The following is a 23,637-nucleotide window of genomic DNA, read 5'->3' on the forward strand; positions in this document are numbered from 1 at the left end:
AAAAGAAGGGGCGCTGCAGCAAGCGCCCCTTTAGGGGCGCGGGGAACTGCGCGAGCAACCCCCACGCACCGGCGCCTGTTCCACGTACCGCACGCCCCCCGGCCCCCACTGAACCCCCCGAGCCCGAACGTATGCTCAAAGAATGACGACTTCCGCGACCCCCGGAACCGGCGGCCCCACCGAGAACTCCATGCGTCGCGCCCTCAAACGCGCCCGGGACGGCGTCGCCCTCGACGTCTCCGAGGCCGCCGTTCTGCTCCAGGCGCGCGGCGAGGCACTCGACGACCTCGCCGCGTCCGCCGCCCGCGTGCGCGACGCCGGTCTGGAACAGGCCGGCCGCCCGGGTGTCATCACGTACTCGAAGAGCGTCTTCATCCCCCTCACCCGCCTGTGCCGCGACAAGTGCCACTACTGCACGTTCGTCACCGTCCCCGGCAAGCTCCGCCGGGCCGGGCACGGCATGTTCATGTCCCCGGACGAGGTCCTCGACGTGGCCCGCAAGGGCGCGGCCCTCGGCTGCAAGGAAGCCCTGATCACCCTCGGCGACAAGCCGGAGGACCGCTGGCCGGAGGCGCGCGAGTGGCTCGACGCGCACGGTTACGACGACACGATCGCCTACGTCCGGGCCATCTCCATCCGCATCCTGGAGGAGACCGGCCTGCTGCCCCACCTCAACCCGGGCGTGATGTCCTGGACCGACTTCCAGCGGCTCAAGCCGGTCGCGCCGTCCATGGGCATGATGCTGGAGACGACGGCGACCCGGCTGTGGTCCGAGCCCGGCGGTCCGCACCACGGTTCCCCCGACAAGGAGCCCGCCGTCCGGCTGCGGGTCCTGGAGGACGCGGGCCGTTCCTCGGTCCCGTTCACCTCGGGGATCCTGATCGGCATCGGCGAGACGTACGAGGAGCGGGCCGAGTCCCTCTTCGCACTGCGCCGCGTGGCCCGGTCGTACCACGGCGTCCAGGAGCTGATCATCCAGAACTTCCGCGCCAAGCCGGACACGGCGATGCGCGGGATGCCGGACGCCGAGCTGGACGAACTGGTCGCGGCCGTGGCGGTGGCCCGGCTGGTCATGGGGCCGGCCGGCAACATCCAGGCGCCGCCCAACCTCGTCGACAGCGAGTACGAACGCCTGATCGCGGCCGGTATCGACGACTGGGGCGGGGTCTCCCCGCTCACCATCGACCACGTCAACCCCGAACGCCCCTGGCCGCAGATCGAGGAACTCACCGAACGGTCCCGGGCGGCCGGCTTCGAGCTGCGGGAACGTCTCTGCGTGTACCCGGAGTTCGTCACCCGGGGCGAGCCCTGGCTGGACCCGCGGCTGCGCCCGCACGTGGCCGCGCTGGCGGACCCGGAGACGGGGCTGGCGCGGGCGGACGCGGTCGTCGAGGGGCATCCCTGGCAGGAGCCCGAGGAGGTCTTCGTCGCGACCGGCCGCACCGACCTGCACGCCACCATCGACACCGAGGGCCGTACCGGCGACCGCCGCGACGACTTCGACGAGGTGTACGGCGACTGGGGTGCCCTGCGCGAGGCGGCCGCCCCCGGCATGGCACCCGAGCGCATCGACACGGACGTCCGCCAGGCCCTGGCGACCGCGGCCGACGACCCCACGAAGCTGACGGACGCCGAGGCCCTCGCCCTGTTCCACGCGGACGGCCCGGCGCTGGACGCGCTGACCAGGATCGCCGACGACGTACGGAAGTCGGCGGTCGGCGACGACGTCACCTACATCGTCACCCGCAACATCAACTTCACCAACGTCTGCTACACCGGCTGCCGGTTCTGCGCCTTCGCCCAGCGCCGCACGGACGCCGACGCCTACACCCTCTCCCTGGACCAGGTCGCCGACCGGGCCCAGCAGGCCTGGGACCTCGGCGCGGTCGAGGTCTGCATGCAGGGCGGTATCCACCCCGACCTGCCCGGCACGGCGTACTTCGACATCGCGAAGGCGGTGAAGGAGCGGGTCCCCGGCATGCATGTGCACGCCTTCTCGCCGATGGAGGTCGTGAACGGCGCGACGCGCACCGGCATGTCGATCCGGGAGTGGCTGACCGCGGCGAAGGAGGCGGGCCTGGACACCATCCCCGGGACGGCGGCGGAGATCCTGGACGACGAGGTCCGCTGGGTCCTGACCAAGGGCAAGCTCCCCACCGCCACCTGGATCGAGGTCGTCACGACCGCCCACGAGGTCGGCATCCGCTCCTCCTCCACGATGATGTACGGCCATGTCGACCAGCCCCGCCACTGGCTGGGCCACCTGCGCACGCTGGCCGGCATCCAGCAGCGGACCGGCGGCTTCACGGAGTTCGTGACCCTGCCCTTCATCCACACCAACGCCCCCGTCTACCTGGCGGGCATCTCCCGCCCCGGCCCGACCATGCGCGACAACCGGGCGGTGACGGCGATGGCCCGGCTCCTCCTCCACCCCTACATCCCGAACATCCAGACAAGCTGGGTGAAACTGGGCGCGGAGGGTGCGGCGGAGATGCTCCGCTCGGGCGCGAACGACCTGGGCGGCACGCTGATGGAGGAGACGATCTCGCGGATGGCGGGCTCGTCGTACGGCTCGTACAAGTCGGTACGGGACCTGATCGCCGTGGCCGAGGCGGCGGGCCGTCCGGCGAAGCCCCGTACGACGCTGTACGGCGAGGTGCCCGAGGAGCGCCGGCGGGCGGCGGAGGCGTCCGACGGGCACCTGCCGGAGCTGCTGCCGGTGCTGGACTGAGCGGACCGGGCGGGACCTGGACCGGACCGAGCGGGCGGGCAGCGCACAGTACGATGATCCGACCCCTGTGCGAATACGTAGGGGGCCCTCATAACGGAGGAGATGCGTACCCGTGGCTGCCCGACTGCTGCCCTCCTGGGTCTGGGTCACCGGTCTGACGACCGGGGCGACGGTGGCCGTCGTCTTCCTCGCCCTACAGGCCGACAAGGGGCCGCACCCCACGGCCGCGGCGGTCCGCCCGTCGGCGAGCGCGTCGGCGGGCGCCCACCCCTCCGCGTCCCCGAAGCCCACGAAGGCCCCCGCCGTGCCGGCCGCCTCCGGCACGGGCCGCCGGATCGTCTACTCGCTCGGCGCCAAGCGGGTGTGGACGGTCGGCGCGAGCGACAAGGCGACCCGCACGTTCACGGTGTGGCCGGGGACGGTGAGCCCCGACCCCGGCGCGTACACGATCTCCAAGACCCTGGCGTCCACGACCGGCTCGGACGGCGTCCAGATCGAGCACATCCTCTACTTCGCCGCGAAGTCGGGGCTGTCGATCGCCTTCTCCAACGCGGTCGACGGCTCCTCCCCGCCCCCCGCGGCGGGCAAGCAGACCAGCGGCATCCGCATGCACAAGGCGGACGGCGCGGCCCTGTGGACGTTCGGCACGGAACCGAACACCAAGGTGACGGTGGTCAAGTAGCCGTCAGGAGATGGCGCGGAGCCTCGGCGGCCTGCGGAGCCGCTCGACGGCCCCGGCCGTCTCCTGGTCGGCGGGCAGGAGTACGACCAGCTGCTGCGCGTCCTCGGTGATGTCGAGCGTCTCGCGCCGCAGGCGCAGTCCGGTGCCCGAAGGATGCCGCAGCCGCAGGACCCCGCGGGCCGGGACCACGTGCCGGTTCATCCGGCGGGTGAAGTCGGCCCCGGCGACGGGCGCCAGCTCCGCCGTGAACCACTCGCTGTTCTCGACGGAGGGCCCGAGCCACAGGTCGAAGGCCTGCTCGTCGGCGACGGCGTCCCAGTCGGTGAAGAGGTCCCGGGCCCGGGGGTCGGTGAACACGTACCGGGTGAGATTGGGGATCTCGGCGTCCAGGAGCCCGGTCCCGCTCATCACCGCCTCGTACGACCCCGTGCGGGCGAGGATGTCGCCGAGCCGGTTGGTGACGAGGGCGAGGCCGGGTTCGAGCAGGCGGAGGGTCTCCAGGACGGACGGCCGCACCTCGCGCCGCGGCGGCGCCGGTTGCGGGTGGGCGACGCACTCACCGCCGGTGATCTTCGCGAGGTAGCGGAGGTGGGCGCGTTCGGCGGGATCGAGGCTGAGGGCGTCGGCGAGGGCATTGACGACCGCCACCGACGGATTGCGGTCCCGGCCCTGCTCGATGCGCGTCAGGTACTCGACGCTGATACCGGCCCGGTCGGCCAGGTCGAGCCGCCGCAGTCCCGGTGACCGCCGGCGGCCGCGCTCCGGCAGCCCGAGCACCGCCGGCTGGATGCTGTCCCGCTTCGCGCGGACGAAGTCCCCCAGAGGTGTCCCCATGCGGTCGAGGATAGGCGGACCGGAGTTCTCCCAGCGTGGCCCTGCGGGGGCCAGCCTGGGCACGGTCTGGCTGGGCCGCCGGCGCGGCCGCAGGGTGATGACCATGAACAACGACACGCACAAGCTGGTGATCCTGGTGGGAAGCGTCCGGGAGGGCCGCTTCGGCCCGGTGGTGGCGCGATGGGTGGCCGAACAGGCGGACGCCTTCGGCGGCTTCGAGACGGAGGTCGTGGATCTGGCGGCGTACGACATCCCGTTGACGTTGCCTGCGGAGTCACCGAAGCACGCGGGCGACGCCTATCCCCGCCCGTCCGGGATGAGCGGACTGACGGCGGCCCTGGCGGCGGCGGACGCGTTCGTCGTCGTCACCCCCGAGTACAACCACAGCTACCCGGCATCGCTGAAGGCGGCCATCGACTGGCACTTCACCCAGTGGACGGCGAAGCCGGTGGCGTTCGTCAGCTACGGCGGCGCGGCCGGCGGCCGCCATGCCGTGCTCCACCTGGAGAACGTGCTCACCGAACTGCACGCGGTGACCCTCCGGGACGGCCTGGCCTTCCCGAACTACTTCACCGCGTGGCAGGACGGCCGCCCTCTGGACCCCCAGGTCGCCGGGTACGCCAAGGCCCTCCTCGACCAGCTGACCTGGTGGACGGCCACCCTCCGCGCGGGCCGCGAGGCGGCTCCCTATCCCTCCTGATCAGCTCTCCCGGTCCGAGGGGCTCAGCTGGACGACGATCAGGGCGAGGCCGGTCAGCACCAGCACCCGGGTCGCGGCGTCCAGCCCGTTCCAGGTCTTGGACTGCCACATCGAGAACCACTCACCGCCGATCCCGATGAACCCGGCGCCGAACAGCAGCACGAGCATCAGCAGGCCGTAGGTGGAGACGCGCCGTGCGCGGACGTTGTCACGGCGGGCCCAGAGCCAGGTCCCGGCGATCAGCACGAGCGCGGCCAGCGTCTCCCACACGATGATGGCGACGTACGCGGCGTTCTCAAGTCCCTTGTTCGTAACGGCCCGCCACATCAGGTCCTCGTCCCTGAACGTGGTGTCCATGGCCAGCACATGCTGGACGAAGGCCTGGTTGGTACCGAAGTCGGTGATGTTCCCGAAGGCGACGAGGGCGATGTAGAGCGCGACCGATCCGGTCAGAACGGCAGCGGCAAGCGGAAGCGCACGAGGCGCGTGGGAGGTGGACATGTCACCGTCCTTCCCCAACTCGGCCGTTCACACCCCCTGTTCGGCGGTTGCCCGGCGGCACGACGTCGTGGCGCCGCGGCGAATCGCCCGCACACGGGTACCTTGGTCGAAGTTTCGTGCGAAGTGCGAAGTGCGAAGGGGGTCTCGTGGACGGCTTCACGGAGTTGCGGACGCGCGAGTTCGGCTACCTCGACGAGGGCGGACACACCTACCTCGACCACACCGGCGCCGGACTTCCCCCGCGCTCCCTCGTCATGGGCAGCGCCCGGCGGATCACCGGCGGACTGTTCGGCAACCCGCACTCCGAGAGCCCGGCCTCCCGCGCCTCCGGACTCCTGCTGGCAGAGGCCCGGCAGGCGGTGCTCCGGCACTTCAACGCCGACCCCGACGAGTACGCCGTGATCTTCACCCCCAACGCGACCGGTGCCCTGCGCCTGGTCGGTGAGGCCTACCCCTTCACCCGCGACAGCAGGCTCGTCATGTCGCTCGACAACCACAACTCGGTCAACGGCCTGCGGGAGTACGCGCGGGCGCGGGGAGCCACCACCGTGTACGTGCCGGGCCTGCACATCGACGAGGGGCGGCTGCGCGCCGCCCTGTCCCCGCCCGGCCCGCGCCGGGGCGCCGGCGGCCTGCTCGCCTACCCGGCGCAGAGCAACTTCACCGGCGTCCAGCACTCACTGGACTGGATCGCCGCCGCCCGGTCGCACGGCTACGACGTCCTGCTCGACGCAGCGGCCTTCGCCCCGGCCAACGTCCTGGACCTGAGCCGCCACCACCCGGACTTCACCGCCGTCAGCTGGTACAAGGTCTTCGGACATCCCACCGGCGTCGGCAGTCTGATCGCCCGCCGCGAGGCCCTCGCCAAGCTGCGCCGCCCCTGGTTCTCGGGCGGCACCATCTACGCCGTCAGCGCCCGGGCCCAGTGGCACGTCCTCGCCGCCGACGAGGCCGCCTTCGAGGACGGCACGGTCAACTTCCTGTCCCTGCCGGACGTGACCGCCGGACTCGCCTGGATCGACGGCATCGGCATGGACCGCATACACGCCCACGTCACCGCCCTCACCGCTCAACTGCTGGGCGGCTTACGCGCATTGCGGCACAGCGACGGCTCCCCGCTGGTCCGGGTGTACGGCGCCGAGCGCGCCGACGCGGACCGCGGCGGCACGGTCGCGCTGAACGTGCTCGGGGCGGACGGCCGGATCGTCGACGAACGCGTCGTCACCCGGGACAGCGCCGCGCACGGCATATCCCTGCGCACGGGCTGCTTCTGCAATCCGGGCGCCGGAGAGGAGGCGTTCGACCTGCCACTGACCCGGCTGCTCTCGGCGGCCGACACGCAAGTCGCCTCGCTGGACGAGTACCTGGAGCTGCTGGGGCTGCCGTCGGCGGGCGCCGTCCGGGTCTCCCTGGGCGTGGCGTCCCAGCCCCGGGACATCGAGACGTTCCTGACGTTCGTGACGGAGACCTACCGGGACCGGGTGCCGACGGTGGCCGGGCTGGCCGCGCGGGAGAGCTGCTGAGCCCCTGTCACCCTGCCGCTCACCCCGCGGCGGATCACCGTCCCACGCGGCTCCGCGCCGTCCCGTCCCGGCACTTGCGGACCAGGATCACCCACGTCCAGGCCAGGAACACCAGCGCGAAGCCCGCCAGGACCAGCCACCCGCGGCTCGCCGGATGCCCGAACGAATCCCCGTACGACGCCAGCAGCGGCGGACCGAGCGGCGAGCGGCCCGCCCGCCACAGCGACTCAAGACCCACCCCGCTGCCCAGCGCCTCGAACGCCCAGCGGTTGGTCATCGCCCAGCTGATCGCCTTCCCGGCCACCGTCATCCGGGGCACCGGCACGAAGGCGCCCGAGAACAGCACCTGGGGGAAGCAGAGCAACGGCAGCATCAGCGTCGCCTGCCCCGGCTCCGAGACCGCCGCCGACGCGAGCAGCCCCAGCGCGAGAGCGGCGGCCGAGGCCAGCACACTCGACGCGAACAGCGACCCGTACGTGTCCCAGCCCGCCGCGGGCAGCCGGTCCAGAGCGCGCAGCACGACCAGCAGCAGCGCGTCCGCGACCGCGAGCACCGGCAGCATGGTGGTCAGCTTCGAGGCGACGTACGGGCCGATCCGCAGCCCCGCGAGCCACTCCCGGCGCAGCACCGGCAGCTCGGTGCAGATCTGCAGCAGGCCGTAGGTCAGTCCGAAGAAGAACGCGCCGAACGCGATCCAGAACATGATCATCGCCGAGGAGCCCGGATCCGGTGCCGCCGGATCGAACGCACCGGCCCGGAACAGCACCGCGAACATCGCCACGATCATCACCGGCGAGCCCGCCAGCACGGCGACCGAGAGCCGGTTGTGCAGCATCAGCGCGGTACCGCGCCGGGTCAGCAGTGTCCACTGCCCGAGGACCCCGACACGGCGCGGCCGCGGCGACGGTGACGTGGCGTCAGGGGAGTCCACGTCCTCGGGCACGGCCCGTGCGACGCGCGCACCGCCCGCCACCGCCTCGTACACCTCCTCCACGGTGCCGACCCCGAACGCCTCGAACAGGGCGGCCGGTCCGCCCGCGTACGCGACCTCGCCACCGGCGGAGAGGAACACCACCTGGTCGGCGCGGAGCAGGTCGGCGAGGACGTGTGTGGTCAGGACGACGGTGGTGCCGTCCTCGGCCAGCGTCCGCAGGGTGCGCAGCAGGGCCGCGCCGGTGACCGGGTCGAGCCCGGACGTCGGCTCGTCGAGGAAAAGCACCCGGGGACGGGTGAGCAACTCGACCGCGATACTGGCCCGTTTGCGTTCGCCGCCGCTCAGCGCGCGCACGGGAGTCTCCGCCCGCTCCGCCAGGCCGAGCATCCCCAGCACCCGGTCGACGGTGTCGAGCACGGTCCCGGCCGGTGTGCCCGGAGCCATCCGCAGACCGGCCGCGTAGACGAGGGTGCGGCGCAGCGGCAGCTCGCGGTGGATGATGTCCTCCTGCGGAACGAACCCGAAGTCCGGCCCCGGCGGCCCGGGTCGCGCCCCGTCGTGCAGCACCTCGCCCTCGGTCGGTGCGCTCAGCCCCGCCAGCGTCTGCAACAGCACGGTCTTGCCCGCACCGCTGCTCCCGGCGATCACGGTCAGCTGCCCCGGGACGACCTCGACGGATATGTCGTTCAGTATCCGCCCACCCCCACGGACGTCCCGGCTCACCCGACGCGCCCGCAGGCGCAGGCCGTTGACGGAGGGAGCGGGAGCCTCGACGGACGCGTGCGGGGGCGGGGGCGGTGTCGGCATGGGGGCAGCATGTCAGGTGAGCCCCGGGCTCGACAGGCGCCCGTGTCCTGATGCCGGGGCCTCTGCCAGACTGCGGGCGGAGTGGCTACGGGGGTGCAGCTGATGGGGTCGACACGGCCGTCGATGCAGGAGCTGATCGGGCGGCGCCGGAGGGCCGGGTTCGTCGGGCGGGCCGAGGAGCGGGCCGCGTTCCGGCGGAACCTGGAGTTGCCGCCCGAGGACGAGCGGCACCGGTTCCTGTTCCATGTGCACGGTGACGCGGGCGTCGGGAAGACCCGGCTGGTACGGGAGCTGGAGCAGATCGCCCGGGAGGCCGGGGCGCTGACCGCCTACGTCGACGAGGGCGTGGCCGGCATCCCCGAGGCAATGGCGGTGATGATCCGTCAGTTCGCGTCCCAGGGACGGCGGTTCAAGGAACTGGAGCGGCTGCTGGCCGCGCACCGGGAGCGGCGGCACGAGGCGGAGTCCGCGCTGGTGCCGGGCGGCGGACCGGAGGAGGGGGAGCGGCCGTCGGCGGGGAGCCTGGCCGTGGCGCGGGCGGCCCAGGTGGGACTGGGGATGGTCCCGGTGGCCGGCGCCTTCGCCGTCGCCCTGGACACGGACCGGCTCGCCCAGGGCGCGGACCGGCTCCGGGCCCGCTTCCGCAGCCAGGAGGACGCCCAGCTGGTGCTCTCCCCCGAGCAGGTACTCACCCCCGTGCTGCTGACGGAACTGGCGGGCGCGGCCGACACCGTCCCCTGGATCGTGCTCCTCCTCGACACCTACGAGCGCACCGGCCCGTTCCTCGACCCCTGGCTGCACGACGTGATGACCACCGACCGCCATGGCGCCCTCCCCGCCAATGTCGTCGTGGTCACCTCCGGCCAGCACCCCTTCGACACGGCCCGCTGGGGCAGCTTCGCGGACTTCAGGACGGACCTGCCGCTCGGCCCGTTCACGGAGGCGGAGGCCCGGGGGCTGCTCGCGGACAAGGGGGTGCGGGACGAACCGGTGGTCGCCGAGGTACTGCGGCTGACGGGCGGGCTTCCGGTGCTCGTCTCCACCCTGGCCGAGTCCGGGCCCGTCGGCCCCGGGGAAGTGGGGGATCCGAGCGCCACGGCGGTCGACCGGTTCCTGAAATGGGAGCGGGACCCCGTGCGCAGAGCGGCCGCGCTGGCGGGCGCGCTGCCCCGACGGCTCGACGAGGACGTGTTCCGCTCCGCCGTGGACGGCCCCGAGGACCGGACGGGCGCGCTCTTCGCCTGGCTGAGGGCCATGCCGTTCGTCGCCGAGCGCGGCGGGCGGTTGCAGTACCACGACGTCGTACGGGCGCCGATGCTCCGGCTCCAGCGGCTGCGCTCACCCCAGGGCTGGACCGAGCGGCACACCCGGCTCGCCGAGGCGTACGGCAGACGGCGCGCGGAGGCCGAAGCCGGCCTGCGGCCCGACGAATTGTGGGCGGACGACGGATGGCGGGAACTCCGGCTCGGCGAGTCGTACCACCTGCTGTGCGCGAGACCCCGCGCCGCGCTCTCCGGGACTCTGGCCGATGTCGTCACCGCCTGCGCCCACGGGGACGATGCCGTACGGCCCTGGGTGCGGCTGCTGGCCGAGGCGGGCGAGGACGCGGACGCCGAGGCCGTACGGACCTGGGGCGGCGACCTCTCCGAGGCGCTCGCCGCGGGCGGGCTCGCCGGACTGCTCCGGCTGCTGCTCGGCCGCGCCCGGGGCGACGAGCCGTGGCGGGCGACGGCCTGGGCGCTGCGGGCCGACGCGCTCGGCCGGGACGGCGCGCCCGAGCGGGCCCTGGAGGAGTACGACCGCGCCCTCGCCCTGGACCCGGCCCTGGTCCGCGCCCACCGCGGCCGGGCCGTCACCCGGGGCTGGACGGGCGACCACGAAGGTGCGCTGGCCGACCTCGACCGGGTGCTCGAACTGGAGCCGGACAACCCGTGGAACGTCATCCTGCGCGGCGAGCACCACCGGCTCGCACGCCACCACGACGAAGCGGTGGCCGACCTGAGCGAGGGGATCAGACGCGACCCCACCAGCGAGTTCGCCCTCGCCTCCCGGGGCGCCGCCCACGAACGGCACGGTGACCTCGACGCGGCCCTGGCCGACTTCGACCACGCCCTGGAACTCAAGCCCGACTACGCCTGGGCCCTCGCCCGCCGCGCCCGCGTCTGGCGCGGCCTCGGCGACCAGGCCCGCCGCCTCGCCGACCTGGACCGTGCCCTCGCCCTGCAACCCGACTGGGCCTGGGGCCGCTGCGAACGCGGCGACGCGCTGCGCGTCACCGGCCGCGACGAGGAGGCCCTGGCCGACTACGACCGCGCCCTCGAACTCGACCCCGGCTATGCGTCGGCGTACGCGAGCCGAGGCGTGTCACTGTCCAACCTCGGCCGCCACGAAGAGGGTCTCGCCGACCTGGACCGTGCCCTTGCGCTCAACCCCGAGTACCCGTGGGCCCGGGAACAGCGGACCGCGGTCCGGCACCGCATGACCGGCGCCGGAGAGGGATGACTCAGGAGGCGGACTTGATCTCCCCCGCGAAGACGATGACCTGGTCGATGAGGCTGCGCCGCAGATGGACGACGTCCGTCCCCGCCAGGCGGGTGCCTCCGTCCGGCGTGGTGAAGACCCACTGGTAGCGGGCCCACTCGTCGGGCATGTCCACCGCCGAGCAACGCACCATCGTGCCGGTCCCCGCCGGATGACGCCGGATGTCCAGCACGAACCGCTCGACCGCCTCGATCCCTTCACTACGGCCCAACGGACCCCAGAAGACCACGTCCGATGTCAGGGCCTGGGAGAGCAACGCGGTCACATAACTGTCGTCCGAGGCGTTGAACGCGGAGATGAACGTGTGCCTTCGTGGCCCGCGCTCAACGCCCGGCGAACGCCACGAAGTCGGCCCACGGGGCGTCGGCGAAGGTGAGCCGCGCGCCTTCCCTGTCCTTGGAGTCGCGGACGTGGACGGTGGTGTCGGCGGGGGATATGGCGACCTCGACGCAGTCGGGCTCGTCGCCGCCGCTGTAGCTGCTCTTGAACCAGGTCGATGTGGAGGCGGTCATGTCACTTCTCCCAGCACTCTCTCGATGAAGGCCAGTGACTCCCGAGGGGAGAGGGCCTGCGCCCGGATCATTCCATAGCGCATTTCCAGGAGCTGAGCTTCCCGGGGATCACCGATCACGCGGCTGTGCAGCTCCGCCGCCGAGTAGGCCAGTGTCTTGCCGTCCCGGAGCTTGAGGACACGGAACGAGCCGGACACGTAGGCGTGGTCTGCCCGGTCCGTGGGCATCACCTGGATTTCGACATGCCTCAACTTGGCGACCTCCAACAGGTGTTCAAGCTGTCGGCTGAATGCCAGTCTCCCTCCGACCGGCCGCCGTAGCGTCGTCTCTTCCAGGACGAACGTGATGAATGGCCGGGGCGCCCGCTCGAACACGGACTTCCGCGCCATGCGCGCGGCTACGAGGCGTTCGATCTCCTCCTCCGCATAGGCGGGTTGCCGCATCTCGTACAACGCCGTCGCGTACTCCCGCGTCTGGAGCAGCCCATGGATGTGAAGGGCGGTATAGGCACCCATCTCGACGGACTCGTCCTCCAGCTTCGCCAGATCCCGGACCTTCTTCGGGTACCGGGCTCGCTCCACGTCCTCCTTCATCAGTGCGAGCTTCCCGCCCGCCCCCAGCACCCCATCGGCCTTCTCCAGGAAGTCGGACTTGGGGATCCGCCGCCCCCGCTCCACGGCCGACACCATCTCCTCGCTGTAGCCGATGGCCGTGCCGAGTTCGGCCTGCCGCATCCCGGCGGCCTCGCGCCACACCTTGATCTGCCGACCGACCGCCCTGAGTACGGCCTCGGCCTCCTCGTCCTCCACATCCGCCCCTTCCGACGTACGACCCGTACGGCCCCGACCGACACCCGGACAGTCACTCTCTGTGCCGGGGTCGTTGCTGTTCAGGGTAGGAAGAGGCGACCACGCTGGGTGACATGAACCAGAAATCCCTCCCGCAAGTCGCCACCCCGACACGCCTCTTCAGGGTTCAGCTGTCCGCCACTCGAAGAGGTGCTCGACTGGCACGGCTGCTCACCGAGCGCCAACTGGACGACTGGGGTGTGCCGTTCGCGGAGGCGGCGACGCAGGTGGTGGCCGAGCTGGCGTCGAACGCGGTGCTGCACGGACGCGTGGCGGGACGGGACTTCCGGCTGGGACTGCGGCTGCACGCCGACCGCACCCTCCGTATCGAGGTGACCGACGCCCGGGGCGACCGGATCCCGCGCGTCCACGATCCGGTGTCCGCCGACGCGGAATCGGGGCGCGGTCTGCTGATCGTGGGGGCGTACGCGGACCGTTGGGGCACGGACGAGGCGCCGGCCGGTTGCAAGGTCGTCTGGGCGGAGCTGGGGGCACCGGGTCGCGGGAGCCCATGACCCGGGCGTTCCCGACGCCAAAGACCAAAGAACCGGGGAAAGAACCCAACCCGCCCCTACCGTCCCCGTCGATCACCCGCCGGAGTGAATATGCCGAACTCAGCTGGCGCGGAGGGGCAGTTGTGCGGCAGCGTCTGCGGCGACAAGTCCAGACATACTTCGGCCCTCGCCGGGACTGCCATCCCACTGCGAGGGCCTGATCATCAAGGAAGAGAACAGCTTCCCCATGACTGCTCAGCAGCCTAGCGCTCCCGCGCCCGCGAAGACCCGGCATTCCCACTCCGGTGTCACCCATGTGAAGGAACGCCTCGACGCCAACTTCACGGTGGTCAGCAACGAACTGCTCCAGCACCCGGAGTTGTCCTCCACGGCGAAGGGCATCGGGAGCTACATCCAGTCGCTGCCCGAGGGCTCCCCGGTCGGCATCAAGGCGCTCGCCGAGCAGTTGCCCGAGGGTGAGATCAGGATCGCCTCGGCCCTGCGCGAGCTGGAGCGGTACGGGTTCCATCTGCGCGCCAAGGAACGTCTTCCGTCGGGCCAGGTCGTGACCCGGACGTTCTCGTACAACAGGCCCCGCCCTGCGGTGGTCGAAGCCGCCCGGGCCCCCGAACCGAAGCCGAAGGCTCCCGCCCCGCCGAGGGCGCCGCGGGCTGCCCGCAAGGCCGACGACCTGCTCGCCGGGCTCCGCGCGTACGACTCCCGCCTCGTTCTCAGTGAGCGGGACGTACTCCGTCTGGCACCGGCCGTCTCCCAGTGGCTGGAGCGTGGCGTGCCGTCCTCAGCCGTCGTACGTGCTCTCACGACCGACCTGCCCCAGGATCCGGTCAAGCACCCGGCGGCCTTCCTGGCCCACCGCCTCGCCAGCCAGTTGCCACCCCACCTCCCGGCTCCGGCCCCGCGGGACACGCCCACGCCGGCCCACCCGGATCCGTTCCAGACGTGCGAGGGCTGCGAGCGGGCGTTCCGGTCGGCTCGTCCCGGCCGCTGCCGCGACTGCCGGGCACGGTCCGAGAGAGCTGCTTGAGCAGTGATGCGCACTTCAGGAAAGAAGGGGCACTTCCCGATGACCTACATGTTCGCAGGCCACGACGACCTTGCCCGGTGCCCGGGGCTGTCCCTCATGGCGATCGGCGTCGGCGTCCACCTCCGGATGCTGCCCGAGGGTGCTCCCACGAGCGTCCAGGCGCTCGCGGGGCAGCTCGGCGACAGCGAGTTCCGGATCGCCGCCGCCCTCCAGGAGCTGCGGGATCGCGGCTTCCTGCCCAAGGCATGACCGCCGACGCGTCAGGATCGCCGGTTCCCATGCCGGAACTCACACCGGCGGCCCTGCGGACGGTGGTCGAACGCCTCGCGCCCGCCCGACTCCCGGCGCTGACCCAGCACCTCGCCGAGGCCGCCACGAACGCGCTCCAGGCCGGGACCCTCGCCCCCCTGCAAGCCTTCGTGGCCTCCTGGGCCGTGTTCGTGGCGATCGAACGGCACCCGGAGCGTGCCGCCCGCCTGCGTGAACTGGAGCGCGTCGTGGACGCGGGGGAGCAGGACCCGACGGCAGCCATCGCGGAGATCCGGGCCATCCTGGAGGCGGCCGAGGTGGACGCGGGAACCGGTACGGCTGCCCCCTTTCTCCCCGCCTGACCACCCCTTACCTGGCCGAAAGCTGCCCACTAGGGAGCACACAACCCACACTTCGCATACCTAACTGTCCCCTGAACGGACCGTTCCCGGTCGATTACAGTGCTGACCGCTCGTATGTACGGACGGTGCCCGTGGGGAGGTCATGGTGGTGAGTGCGGTGTCGGGTGCCGTCTGGGGTCGTGCCGAGCAGCAGGACTTCCGGAGCAGGGTGCGGGGAACCCTCCTCGGTACCGCGGTGGGAGACGCGCTCGGCGGGCCCGTCGACGGGCTGACGCTGGAGGAGATCCGGGCGGCCTACGGGCCGGAGGGGCTGGTCGATCTCGGGTTCGGGTACGGGCGGCGCGGGACGGTGACCCATCACACCCAGCTGACCCTGTTCACCGTGGACGGGTTGATAAGAGCCCAGGTGAGACGGGACACCGGCGCCTGGCATCCGCCCACCGACCTGCACCGCGCCTATCTGCGGTGGGCGGCCACCCAGCGGGACTGGGGGCCCGACGAGCGGCGGAAGGAAGACGGGTGGCTGGCCAGGGAGGAGTGGCTGTACGCCAGGAGAGACCCGACCCGCGCGCTGCTCATCGGGCTCGGGGACGACACCATGGGGACCCTGGAGTCGCCGAAGAACCCCGATGACATGGGGCCGGAGGCCGTCGCCCGGTCCGCGCCGTTCGGGCTGCTCGTCGGCTGGGAGCCGCAGCTCGTCATCCAGCTGGCCGTGGAGTGCGCGGCGCAGACGCACGGGCATCCGACCGCCTGTCTGTCCGCCGGCGCCTACGCCGTGATCGTGCACGCGCTGGCCCGCGGCGAGTCGCTGGACGGGTCGGTCCAGCGGGCCCTCGCCCTGCTCGCCGCCCGGCCGGGGCACCAGCCCGTCTCGGACGCGTTGCAGCACGCGCTCGGCGCCGTACGGCAGGGGATGCCGTCCCCGGCCCGGGTCGAGGAGCTGACCGGGGACGGGGCGGCGGACGGGACGCTCGCCGCGGCCGTGTACTGCGCGCTCGTCGGCGAGGACGTACGGCACGGGCTCTGCCTGGCCGTCAACCAGGCCGGACCCTCCGCCGTCGCCGGAGCCCTCACCGGCGGCCTGCTCGGCGCCCTGCACGGCGAGACGGCCCTCCCGCCGGCCTGGGTGGCCGAACTGGAGGGCCGTCCTACGACCCTGGAGCTGGCCGACGACTTCGCGATGGAGATGACCCAGGGCCCGGCCCTGCACGGCCCGGCGGGCGCGGCCCCCGGCTGGCTCACCCGCTACCCGCGAGGCGCCTGAGCCGACCGGCCCAGGGGCCGCCGGTCAGTCCCGCAGTACCTCCCCGCCGCCCGCCGGAGCCTGAGCCGGTACCGGGGCGGTCGCCGCCGCGCTGTCCCCGTCCGTGTTCACGGTCTCGATGATCGCGAGGCGCTCCGGGGTGTCCTCCGGCTTCAGGTAGCCGATGAGGATGTAGAGGACCAGGGAGACGGCCAGCGGGACCGACACCTGGTACTGGAGCGGTACGCCGCCGTCGACGTTCCAGTTGATCGGGTAGTTGACCAGCCAGAAGGCCAGCAGGCCCGCCGCCCAGCTGGTGAGCGCGGCCGTCGGGCCGGAGCGGCGGAACGGGCGGAGCAGGCCCAGCATCATCGGGATCGCGATCGGGCCCATCAGACCGGCCACCCACTTGATGACCACGGTGATGATGTCCTTGAACGTGGGGGAGTTGACCTGGGTGGCCACCGCCATGGACAGGCCGAGGAAGACCACCGTCGTCACCCGGGCCGCGATCAGACCGGAGCGCTCGCTCCAGCCCCGTGCCCGCGACGACAGCACCGGCGCCACGTCACGGGTGAAGACGGCCGCGATCGCGTTGGCGTCGGAGGAGCACATCGCCATCGTGTGGGAGAAGAAGCCGACGATCACCAGGCCCAGCAGGCCGTGGGGGAGGAGCTGTTCGGTCATCAGGCCGTAGGAGTCGGAGCCGTCCGGCTTCTGGGCGTGGACCAGGAGCGGCGACATCCACATCGGGAAGAACAGGACCACCGGCCAGATCAGCCACAGGGCCGCGGAGAGGCGGGCGCTGCGCTCGGCCTCCTTCGGTCCGGCCGTCGCCATGTAGCGCTGGGCCTGGTTGAGCATGCCGCCGTTGTACTCGAAGAGCTTGATGAAGAGGAAGGCCAGCAGGAAGACCGTGCCGTAGGGGCCGACCAGCGGCTTGCCGTGGCCGTGCAGGGCCGGCTGGTCCCAGGCCTCGAAGAAGCCGATGCCCTTGTCGTTCAGCTTCAGGACGACGGCGACGAACATCGAGACGCCGGCCAGCAACTGGATGATGAACTGGCCCAGTTCGGTCAGCGCGTCCGCCCACAGGCCGCCGATCGTGCAGTAGACCGCGGTGATCGCGCCGGTGATGAGGATGCCCTGGTTGAGGGAGACACCCGTGAACACCGACAACAGGGTGGCGATCGCGGCCCACTTGGCGGCCACGTCCACGATCTTCAGCAGCATGCCGGACCAGGCCAGCGCCTGCTGCGTGGACAGGTTGTAGCGGTTCTTCAGGTATTCGAGGGGGGACGCCACATGGAGGCGGGAACGCAGGCGGTTGACACGCGGTGCGAAGAGTTTCGAGCCGATCGCGATGCCCAGCGCGATCGGGAAGGACCAGGTGACGAACGACGTCACGCCGTAGGTGTAGGCGATGCCCGCGTAGCCGGTGAACATCACCGCGCTGTAGCCCGACATGTGGTGCGAGATGCCGGAGAGCCACCACGGCATCTTTCCGCCGGCCGTGAAGAAGTCGCTGACGTTGTCCACGCGTTTGTGCGACCACACGCCGATCGCGACCATCACGCCGAAGTAGCCGATGAGCACGGCCCAGTCGAGCCCGTTCATGTGCCCCCCTTCCAGGGTCCGCCTTCTGAACTCCGCTCAGCTGGTTGGCACTTCGCATAAGCGGAGTGGGGACGGGGAAGGCCGCGAAGTGCCCGCTCATCGTGGGTTCGGTTACGCGGGCACGACAAGCGGGCGTAGGGTCAAGGGAAAGTAAAATCGTTCGCCTTGCTGACCTTGATTCACGTGTATGAACGAACTGGCGTGTTCTCGATGGCCGGAACCAGTGCCTCAGCGCATCAGCTCCCCCGCGTTGACCAGCAGCGACTGCCCCGTGATGGCCCGCGCCCGGTCCGACGCCAGGAACACCGCCGCGTCCGCCACGTCCCCGTCCGTCGCCAGCTCCGGCAGCGCCATCCGCCCCGTCAGCCGCCCCAGCACCTCGTCCTCCGGCACCCCCTCCGTGTGCGCCGTGAACTGGACGTACGCCTGCACCGGCGGCCCCCACATCCAGCCCGGCAGCACCGTGTTGACCCGGATCCGGTACGGCCCCAGCTCCCGCGCCAGCGAGTACATCGCGCTGGTCAGCGCCCCCTTCGAGGCGGCGTACGCGGCCTGCTTCACCTGCGAGGGCGCGGCGACGGCCGACTGCGTACCGACGAAGACCACCGAGCCGCCGCCCGCCTCCTTCAGCGCCGGCAGGCACGCCCGGGTCATCCGCAGCGTCCCCAGCAGGTTCACGTCGACCACCGACGCCCAGGTCGCGAAGTCCGCGTCCTCGACCCCGCCGAAGTAGGAGTCCCAGGCGGCCACGTGCACCACCGCGTCGATGCCCCCGAAGCGCTCCCGCGCCAGCGCCGCCAGCGCCTCGCACTGGCCCTCGTCGGTGATGTCGGTGGGGCGGTACGCGGTCCGGCCGCCCTCCGGATCGATCCCGGCCGCGCTCTTGGCGAGGTTCGCCTCGGTCCGCGCACCGAGCACGGCGTTCCCGCCGTCCCGTACGACGGCCGCCGCGACCTGGTGCCCCAGCCCGGCGCCGACCCCCGAGACGACGACCGTCTTGCCCACGAGCAGTGACATCGATGACCTCCCGACCCTGGCGCTTTATCTGACGGAGCGTCAGAGTATGGGCGAGTGCAGGCGGAAGGAAGGGAAGGCGCATGAGCGAGGACACGCGTAGCGATGTGTACGCCGAGCTGGCCGCGGTCGGCCCCTACGGCGTCCGCCCCGGCCACGCCCTCATCACCATGGTCGAGCCGCACCCCGGGCACGAGTACGCGTACAACCGCTGGTACGAGGACGACCACTACTACGCCGGCGCCATGGCCATGCCCTGGATGTACGCGGGCCGCCGCTGGGTCGCCACCCGGGACCTGCAGCTCCTGCGCTACCCCGAGAAGTCGGCGATCGCCCAGCCCGTCACCACCGGCTGCTACCTCTCCGTCTACTGGATCACCGACGGCCGCTACGCCGACCACATGAAGTGGACGGTCGGCATCAACCGGCGGCTGAACCGGGACGCCCGGGTGTACCAGGACCGCACCCACGTCTTCACGGCGTTCCAGGACCACGAGGCGACGGTGTACCGGGACGGGGCCGCCGGCCCCCGCGACTTCCACGCCCTCGACCACCCCTACACCGGACTGGTGATGGAGGTCATCGACAGCGAGTCGCCCGAGCAGCGGACGGAACTGCTGGAGTGGCTGCGCGGCCGGCACCTGCCCAAGCGGCTCGCCGGTTCACCGGCGGCCATGGTCACGGTGTTCCGCCCGACGCCCCTGCCCGGCGACCGGATGACCTATGTGAAGCAGGTGGAGGGCGTCGACACCCGGCTGACGCTGCTGTGGTTCCTGGAGACGGACCCGAGGCAGTGCTGGGACGCCCGCTTCACCGGCCTGGACGAGGACGTCGCCGGGTCCGGACTGGGCAGGGTGGAACTGGTGGCACCGTTCGTACCGACCGTGCCGGGCACGGACCGCTACGTGGCGGAGCTACGCGGCTGACCCGGTCACTTCAGCTCGTCGGGACACGGCGTGCCCCGCGGCAGCTGGTACGGCGCCGCCAGCCGGTAGGTCCCCGCCTTCGGCGCGAGCAGCATCGTCCACTTGTCGCCCTTCGCGTCCTCCGGCGTCTCCATCAGGCAGCCGTTGACGTTGACGTACTTCTTCGGCGTGCCCTCCGCCCGGTGCTTGGAGGCCTGGGTCTCCTGCGGCGGCTTCAGGCTCTTGCCGTCCGCGTCGACGATGCTCAGCCACGGCGAGTACGGGATCCGGATCAGGATCCGTCCGGCCCTGCGCACCTCGATGGTCAGCTCGCCCTGCTCGGCGCTGTCCACCACCGCGTCGGGCTCGGCGAGCGGCGCCGGATCGGTCACCCGGAACAGCTGCCAGTTGGCGTCGCCCCAGACCTGCTTCAGATACGGCATCCCGCGCTGGACCAGTGCCCGCTCGCGTTCGCCGCCGTCGCCGTCGGGGTCGTCCTTCGGCAGCACCACGAAGTGCACCGCCCAGCGCTGCAGCCACTCGTGGTAGTTCGCGGAGTTGAGGGTGTCGTCGTAGAAGAGCGGGTTGCGCTCCATGTCGGCCTGGCGGTTCCAGCCGCGGGCCAGGTTGACGTACGGCGCGAGCGCGGACGCCTCCCGGTGCGAGCGGGCCGGGACCACCTCGACGCGGCCCCGCTCGGCGCCGACCTGCTGGAGCTGGTGGACGAGCGGGGCGAGTTCCCGGGCCCAGGACGCGGTCGGCGTCGTGTGGACGATGTCGTCGACCGACTTGAAGCCGATCCAGCCGACGAAGCCGAGGAAGGCGAGGACGGTGACGTAGTACTTGCGCGAGCGCGGCACGGTGTACGGGAGCGCCGCGATCAGGGTCGCGCCCGCGAACAGCATCGGCAGCCGCGAGATGTTCGAGCCGATCTGCGAACTGACCAGCCACACCAGCACGACCCCGAGGCTGTACACGGCCGCCGTCAGCCGGACCGTCTTCCACTCCCTGGGCACGAGGAAGAGACAGAACAGGCCGTACAGCAGGGGCAGGATCACCGAGCCGAAGCCCATCGGCTGGGTGCCGGAGAACGGGAACAGCCAGGCGGAGACGGCGACCACGGCCGCGGGTGCCAGGCCGAGCGCCCAGGCGCCCGGGCGCCGCTTCTGCAGGAACAGCGCGACCGCGACCAGGCCGACGAAGAGCCCGGCGACCGGCGACGACATGGTCGCCAGCGCCGCCAGCGGGGCCGCGACCAGTGCCTTCGCCCACCGTTTGTGGCGCCAGCGGTACGGCCAGCAGAACACCGCTCCCACCGAGGCCAGCGCGAACACCGTGCCGAGCCCGAAGGTGACCCGCCCGGACACCGCGTTGCAGATCAGCGCGAACACCCCGGCGAGCGAGGCCCACAGGGGGTTCTTCACCGCGCGGCTGCGGATGAGGAGCAGGGTCAGCAGCCCCGCCGAGACCGTGCCGGCGATCATCATCGTCGTACGGACACCGAGCACGGACATCAGGTACGGCGAGACCACGCTGTACGACACCGGGTGCATACCGCCGTACCAGGCGAGGTTGTACGCCGAGTCCGGGTGCCGGCCGACGAACTCGGCCCAGGCGTCCTGCGCCGCGAGGTCGCCACCACTGTTCGCGAACGTGAACAGCCAGATGATGTGCAGGATGCCGGCGAGGGCGGTGATCGCCAGCACCGGGTGGCGCGACGGCCACTCGCGCAGGGGCTCGTCCAGATCGAGGAGGTGACGGAGCCCGCCGTTACGCTGCGTGCCCGTCTTGCTCTGCGTGCTTTGTGTGCTCTGCGTGCTCTGTGTGGTCCGAGTGCCGTGTGCGCCGTGCGGACCGGTCTCGGGCACGGCTATTCGCGAGCCGGATACCGGGCCCGGATCGGTGTCGTCGGCGCGTGTCGGCTCCGCTGTGGCCACCTGAAGGCACTCCCCGTGTCCCGTCTTCTGTTCTCGGCCGCGTTCCACGGTGTTACCGGCCGCTTCTCGTCCAGTTCGCGGCCGTGTCCCGGCGGCCGACGACCTGCCCCGATTCGTGACGCTAGCACGCACCCCGCCGCGGGACCCTGGGGTGGGCCGCCATCGGCGGGGTGCGGGGACGGAATGTGCGTCTTGTGTCAGCCGATACGGGTCAGCTTGCTCGTGAACCCGGGCTCGGCCAGATCCTTCTGCAGGGCGACCGGAACCTGGACCGCGGAGCCGGAGCCGTCACCCACGGTGAGGGCGCCGACCTTGGTGCCGGCCTTCGCGGTGTGCGGCACGTCGTCGGCCTGGAAGGTCAGCTTCACCTTCAGGCCCGACCAGCCGACCGCGGTGACGTCCTTGGTCGCCACGACCGGGGTACGGCCGCCGAGACCGTCGTCGACGTACCCGACGACAGCACCCTTCTTGTAGATCGTCGCCGCCTTCAGCTCGCCCTGGGCGGCCCGGATCAGCTTGTCGCCGCCGTTGAGGGCGGCGGTGAGGATGCTGTTGTCCGAGGCGGCGCTGGCCGGCTGCCGGAGCACCGCGCCGATGATCGTGCGGGTCTCGCCGTTCACGTCCTTCTTCGCGGCGAAGACCAGGTTGCCGAGGGCGGAGGTGGTGGTGCCGGTCTTGATGCCGACGACGTCGTTGTGACCGACCAGCTGGTTCCAGTTGCCGTGGTTGACACCCTTGTAGTCGTCGTACGACATCATCGCGGCGACCTCGCGGAACGACGGCTCGCTCGACATCGCCGCCTTCGCCAGCTTCACCTGGTCCACGGCCGTGGAGACGGTGGAGTCGGTGAGGCCGGAGGGGTCGGTGTACGTCGTGTTCGTCATGCCGAGCTTCTTCGCGGTGGCGTTCATCTTCGCCACGAACGCCTTCTCGGAACCGGCGTCCCAACGGGCCAGCAGACGGGCCACGTTGTTGGCGGAGGCGATGAGGATGCTCTCCAGCGCCTCGCGCTGGGTGAACGTGTCGCCGGCCGTCACGTCGACGGTGGACTCCTGGCCGGCGTTCGACTGGTCCTCGGCCGCCTGGTCGATCCCGATCTTCGGGCCGGCGGCACCGCTCTTCAGGGGGTGGTCGCGCAGGATGATGTACGCGGTCATCACCTTGGCGACGCTCGCGATCGGCACGGGCTTCTGCTCGCCGGAGGAACCGAACGAGCCGATGCCCTGGACGTCGAGGGCGGCCTGGCCGTCGGCCGGCCAGGGGATGTCGGCCTTGCTGCCCTCGAAGGTGTAGCTGTCCTTCGCGGTGAGGTCGAGGGTGGGCTGCGGGAGCGGACGGAGAGTCTGTACGACCGCAAAGATGATCAGGAGGACGATGACCAGGGGCGTCCAGATCTTGACCCGCCGGACGAAGGTCCTGACCGAGGTCTCCGGCGGCGGAGGCGTGTTGGTCAGCTCGGCGAGCAGGTCCAGCGGGGGCTTCGGCGGGAGCGGCAGCTGGGTGGTGCGCTCGGGGCCGACCTGGGGGATGGCGGTGGTACGGGTGGTGGAGGCGGTGCCGGGCTTGGCGTCGGGTTTGGTGTCCGGCTTGAGGTCCGACTTGAGGGCGACGAATCTGCTGGTGCGCTCGGGGTCGGACTCAGGGGTCTTGGGCTGGGGCTTCGGCTGGGGCTTGGGGTTGGGCTTGGAACCCAGCTTGAGCGTGGTGGTGGGCTGGTCGACCTGCGGGAGGCGGGGCGCCTTCAGCATGGTGGTGGGCTGATCGACCGCGGCCTCGGCGTCGCCGGTGCCGTCCTCGCCGTCGGCGGGCGCGGGTCCGTCGCCGGTTGCGGTCTCGGTGTCCCCACCCGCACCACCCGTGCGGCTCTCGTCGCCGACTGCAGGTGGCCCCTGCGGGGCGCCCTCACCATCGGCGACTGCGAGTCCGGAGTCGACCTTGGGCTCGTCTTCGGGTGCGGCGTCCTCGGGTTCGGCGGTCGCCTTCGGGGCGTCCTTGGGTGCGGCGTCTTCGGGTTCGGCCGCAGACTTCGGCTCGTCTTCGGGTGCGGCGTCTTCGGGTTCGGCGGTCGCCTTGGGCTCGTCCTCGGGTGCGGCGTCCTCGGGCTCGGCGGCAGCCTTCGGGGCGTCTTCGGGTGCGGCGTCCTCCGGTTCGGCGGCAG

Annotated in this window: 21 protein-coding genes; 11 read left to right on the forward strand and 10 right to left on the reverse strand. The window is 71.5% G+C overall.

Annotated features, from left to right (window positions below; translation table 11 throughout):
* Window positions 1-142: 142 nt before the first annotated feature.
* Both ACFWXC_RS51535 and ACFWXC_RS51540 read left to right on the forward strand, forming a co-directional pair.
* The gene (locus ACFWXC_RS51535) at window positions 143-2,731 is read left to right on the forward strand and encodes a bifunctional FO biosynthesis protein CofGH (RefSeq protein ID WP_384491025.1); all 2,589 of its coding nucleotides are present in this window, start codon (window positions 143-145) and stop codon (window positions 2,729-2,731) included.
* 112 nt (window positions 2,732-2,843) lie between these two features.
* Complete coding sequence (locus ACFWXC_RS51540; protein ID WP_384491027.1) at window positions 2,844-3,413, forward strand: hypothetical protein; 570 nt, start codon at window positions 2,844-2,846, stop codon at window positions 3,411-3,413.
* A gap of 3 nt (window positions 3,414-3,416) precedes the next feature.
* Here the strand turns inward: ACFWXC_RS51540 and ACFWXC_RS51545 are convergent, their stop codons facing one another.
* Window positions 3,417-4,247 (reverse strand): helix-turn-helix domain-containing protein, encoded by an 831-nt coding sequence (locus ACFWXC_RS51545; protein WP_384491029.1) that lies wholly within the window; start codon window positions 4,245-4,247, stop codon window positions 3,417-3,419.
* Between the two features lie 103 nt (window positions 4,248-4,350).
* On the opposite strand from ACFWXC_RS51545, the gene ACFWXC_RS51550 reads away from it, so the two are divergent.
* Window positions 4,351-4,947 carry an NADPH-dependent FMN reductase gene (locus ACFWXC_RS51550; protein WP_384491063.1) on the forward strand — a complete coding sequence of 199 codons (597 nt, stop codon included), beginning with the start codon at window positions 4,351-4,353 and terminating at the stop codon, window positions 4,945-4,947.
* Here the strand turns inward: ACFWXC_RS51550 and ACFWXC_RS51555 are convergent, their stop codons facing one another.
* A complete protein-coding gene (locus ACFWXC_RS51555) occupies window positions 4,948-5,448 on the reverse strand; it encodes a DUF2165 domain-containing protein (RefSeq protein ID WP_384491031.1) in 501 nt (166 codons plus the stop codon).
* Between the two features lie 146 nt (window positions 5,449-5,594).
* Here ACFWXC_RS51555 and ACFWXC_RS51560 point away from each other — a divergent pair, with 146 nt between their 5' ends.
* A complete protein-coding gene (locus ACFWXC_RS51560) occupies window positions 5,595-6,971 on the forward strand; it encodes an aminotransferase class V-fold PLP-dependent enzyme (protein ID WP_384491033.1) in 1,377 nt (458 codons plus the stop codon).
* Between the two features lie 34 nt (window positions 6,972-7,005).
* On the opposite strand, the gene ACFWXC_RS51565 is transcribed toward ACFWXC_RS51560, so the two are convergent.
* Window positions 7,006-8,712 carry an ATP-binding cassette domain-containing protein gene (locus ACFWXC_RS51565; RefSeq protein ID WP_384491035.1) on the reverse strand — a complete coding sequence of 569 codons (1,707 nt, stop codon included), beginning with the start codon at window positions 8,710-8,712 and terminating at the stop codon, window positions 7,006-7,008.
* A 102-nt stretch (window positions 8,713-8,814) separates the two neighbouring features.
* On the opposite strand from ACFWXC_RS51565, the gene ACFWXC_RS51570 reads away from it, so the two are divergent.
* Window positions 8,815-11,214: a tetratricopeptide repeat protein gene (locus tag ACFWXC_RS51570; protein WP_384491037.1), complete on the forward strand. Its 2,400-nt coding sequence runs from the start codon at window positions 8,815-8,817 to the stop codon at window positions 11,212-11,214.
* 1 nt (window position 11,215) lies between these two features.
* Here ACFWXC_RS51570 and ACFWXC_RS51575 read toward each other — a convergent pair whose 3' ends face one another.
* The 3 genes from ACFWXC_RS51575 to ACFWXC_RS51585 are packed head-to-tail and all read right to left on the reverse strand — an operon-like array spanning window position 11,216 to window position 12,574.
* Window positions 11,216-11,551, reverse strand: a complete 336-nt coding sequence (locus ACFWXC_RS51575; RefSeq protein WP_384491065.1) for a nuclear transport factor 2 family protein — start codon at window positions 11,549-11,551, stop codon at window positions 11,216-11,218.
* Window positions 11,552-11,576: 25 nt separating this feature from the next.
* Complete coding sequence (locus ACFWXC_RS51580; RefSeq protein ID WP_384491039.1) at window positions 11,577-11,765, reverse strand: DUF397 domain-containing protein; 189 nt, start codon at window positions 11,763-11,765, stop codon at window positions 11,577-11,579.
* A complete protein-coding gene (locus tag ACFWXC_RS51585; protein ID WP_384491041.1) occupies window positions 11,762-12,574 on the reverse strand; it encodes a Scr1 family TA system antitoxin-like transcriptional regulator in 813 nt (270 codons plus the stop codon). Before ACFWXC_RS51585 ends, ACFWXC_RS51580 begins: the two co-directional genes overlap by 4 nt.
* A 113-nt stretch (window positions 12,575-12,687) precedes the next feature.
* On the opposite strand from ACFWXC_RS51585, the gene ACFWXC_RS51590 reads away from it, so the two are divergent.
* The 5 genes from ACFWXC_RS51590 to ACFWXC_RS51610 all read left to right on the forward strand — a co-directional run bounded on the left by ACFWXC_RS51590 (window position 12,688) and on the right by ACFWXC_RS51610 (window position 16,030).
* The gene (locus tag ACFWXC_RS51590) at window positions 12,688-13,128 is read left to right on the forward strand and encodes an ATP-binding protein (protein WP_384491043.1); all 441 of its coding nucleotides are present in this window, start codon (window positions 12,688-12,690) and stop codon (window positions 13,126-13,128) included.
* 226 nt (window positions 13,129-13,354) lie between these two features.
* Window positions 13,355-14,152, forward strand: coding sequence for a helix-turn-helix domain-containing protein (locus ACFWXC_RS51595; protein ID WP_384491045.1), 798 nt, complete (start codon window positions 13,355-13,357; stop codon window positions 14,150-14,152).
* Between the two features lie 39 nt (window positions 14,153-14,191).
* Complete coding sequence (locus ACFWXC_RS51600) at window positions 14,192-14,401, forward strand: hypothetical protein (protein WP_384491047.1); 210 nt, start codon at window positions 14,192-14,194, stop codon at window positions 14,399-14,401.
* A 29-nt stretch (window positions 14,402-14,430) separates the two neighbouring features.
* Window positions 14,431-14,763 carry a hypothetical protein gene (locus tag ACFWXC_RS51605; protein ID WP_384491049.1) on the forward strand — a complete coding sequence of 111 codons (333 nt, stop codon included), beginning with the start codon at window positions 14,431-14,433 and terminating at the stop codon, window positions 14,761-14,763.
* A 148-nt stretch (window positions 14,764-14,911) separates the two neighbouring features.
* Window positions 14,912-16,030 carry an ADP-ribosylglycohydrolase family protein gene (locus tag ACFWXC_RS51610; protein WP_384491051.1) on the forward strand — a complete coding sequence of 373 codons (1,119 nt, stop codon included), beginning with the start codon at window positions 14,912-14,914 and terminating at the stop codon, window positions 16,028-16,030.
* A 24-nt stretch (window positions 16,031-16,054) separates the two neighbouring features.
* On the opposite strand, the gene ACFWXC_RS51615 is transcribed toward ACFWXC_RS51610, so the two are convergent.
* Both ACFWXC_RS51615 and ACFWXC_RS51620 read right to left on the reverse strand, forming a co-directional pair.
* On the reverse strand, window positions 16,055-17,623 hold the full coding sequence (locus tag ACFWXC_RS51615; RefSeq protein ID WP_384491053.1) for a sodium:solute symporter family protein: 1,569 nt from the start codon (window positions 17,621-17,623) through the stop codon (window positions 16,055-16,057).
* Between the two features lie 228 nt (window positions 17,624-17,851).
* The gene (locus tag ACFWXC_RS51620) at window positions 17,852-18,640 is read right to left on the reverse strand and encodes an SDR family oxidoreductase (RefSeq protein WP_384491055.1); all 789 of its coding nucleotides are present in this window, start codon (window positions 18,638-18,640) and stop codon (window positions 17,852-17,854) included.
* Between the two features lie 80 nt (window positions 18,641-18,720).
* Here ACFWXC_RS51620 and ACFWXC_RS51625 point away from each other — a divergent pair, with 80 nt between their 5' ends.
* On the forward strand, window positions 18,721-19,563 hold the full coding sequence (locus ACFWXC_RS51625; RefSeq protein ID WP_384491057.1) for a hypothetical protein: 843 nt from the start codon (window positions 18,721-18,723) through the stop codon (window positions 19,561-19,563).
* Between the two features lie 5 nt (window positions 19,564-19,568).
* On the opposite strand, the gene ACFWXC_RS51630 is transcribed toward ACFWXC_RS51625, so the two are convergent.
* Window positions 19,569-21,479: an MFS transporter gene (locus tag ACFWXC_RS51630; RefSeq protein ID WP_384491059.1), complete on the reverse strand. Its 1,911-nt coding sequence runs from the start codon at window positions 21,477-21,479 to the stop codon at window positions 19,569-19,571.
* A gap of 197 nt (window positions 21,480-21,676) precedes the next feature.
* A partial coding sequence (locus tag ACFWXC_RS51635; protein ID WP_384491061.1) for a D-alanyl-D-alanine carboxypeptidase occupies window positions 21,677-23,637 on the reverse strand: 1,961 nt, incomplete at its 5' end.

This window comes from Streptomyces sp. NPDC058683, assembly GCF_042716195.1.
Lineage (GTDB): Bacteria > Actinomycetota > Actinomycetes > Streptomycetales > Streptomycetaceae > Streptomyces.